The following is a 1,709-nucleotide window of genomic DNA, read 5'->3' on the forward strand; positions in this document are numbered from 1 at the left end:
ATAGACCTCTTTCTCGTTGAAAGCTAATCTTTCTTTGGTAATTGGGACCAACCCCTTGAATACCATGTTGCCATTCGGAAGGCTCACCATTCCCACTGTCAGCGTTTGTAAAATCTAATACATTTGGCACAAAATACTTGGTGTTTTGAGTAGATAATTTTTCATAACAACGCTTTTCATCAATGAGTTCATAAGAGATAGGCGTATAAGGGTAGGCAATAAACCAGCGCTTTATAATGAATGAGTAAAATGGTTTGGTTTGATTTTTGTCAGCGTATAATACAAAATGTGAATTTTTAAAGTCAGTTAAGAAGGTATTATATCTAGGTCCTTTTAAAGTCACTCTTAATTTTCCATCCTTTTTACTTAAGGCTAGACTTATGCCATTTCCGCTGATAGGTGTGACGTTAGTACCATTGTTACGAATAATATCGTCAACAGTCAAGCCGACAAATTTTATATCAAAAAATAAATTATTCGAACCGAGTGTTGGAAAATTTTTTTCTGGGTTGTTTTTATCATAAGTGACAAAGCCTATGTTTTTTTTCCAACTGTTCGTATCGAAATTATCCTGATTATCAAGATTTGGTTGCGCATAACAAAATTTAGCGCCTGAAGAAATTTCTGGATAAAAATAATAATCATGTGCGACAGATTGATAATTAGAATCTCTAGGAACGCCATAATCTGTACGAAGTGTGAATTGGTCTGCAGATAATGTTAATTTATATGGCGCATAACAAGGATCTAATTCCATATTCTGGTTATTTTTTATTTCCTCTGTCAGACTATTCCCCTCATTATCGGACCAAGATAACGTTAAAGATTCATTATTGCTTGCAAAGTTTACCTCATCTCCGTCTTCGTCGCCCCACGAATTTGCAAGGACATTACTCAATTGAATTTTAGGGTATGTGTTATTTTCAGAGGGTAGTTTTACAAAAGTTTCTATATCTGAAAATTTAGTGTTGCTGGCTAATATTATTGGGTCGTTAGCACTGGAATTAGTATTTTTAGTAATAGTAGTAATACCATCAGGAGCGGGCAATTTGACTGTTAATAAGGGGGATAGATCGCTCGATTGTTGCCCATCAAAAATTAGATAAGGCTTAGAGCCTTCAATGTTTTTAGAAGAAGTGGTAGAAATTGATGTGGCTTCATTGGTAAAGAAGAGCAGGCTTAAATTAAATAGTAATAGTTTTTTCTTTTGAAAAAGGCAAGTGAATTTGAACATATAAAATTCCTTTTTATTATTATTTGGTAATGATTATTTTTTTAATTGTTTTATAATTTCTAAACCTATTATGGTTTATACACAGTATAAGGTATCCCATCGTCATTAATCAATAATTAAATATAACGATTACCTAGTTAAGGAAATTACCTTTTTGTATTTTTATAATCAATTTTATAACCTTTGCTTTATCTTTTTTTAGCAAACCTTTCCACGAGCTTATTAATTGTGCTAGACGTTAATGAGCAGGATAAATATCCGAACCGTTTTGCTAGTGAATTTTCATAAAATAAACCACTAGTTTCATAATTCTCAGCTCATAGCCAATGAATAAGAACTGAGCATTATGAGCACGCAAAACCTTGATGATTGGCGTTTCGATGTTAGATACAATTGATAGAAAAAAATGGAGTGGTTGATTAAAGCTTAATCAAGGTTTATTGTTTTAATGAATTGATTGTAATATAAAGTAAAA

General features: G+C 32.2%; 1 protein-coding gene. It reads right to left on the reverse strand.

Translation table 11 applies throughout. The features are described 5' to 3' along the window. Positions 1 to 1,234 (reverse strand): hypothetical protein (locus JMI89_RS11735; protein WP_220680175.1); only part of this gene is annotated, 1,234 nt, incomplete at its 3' end. Positions 1,235 to 1,709: the final 475 nt, after the last annotated feature.

It is taken from the genome of Frischella sp. Ac48 (genome assembly GCF_019641635.1).
In the GTDB taxonomy this organism is placed as follows: domain Bacteria; phylum Pseudomonadota; class Gammaproteobacteria; order Enterobacterales; family Orbaceae; genus Frischella; species Frischella japonica.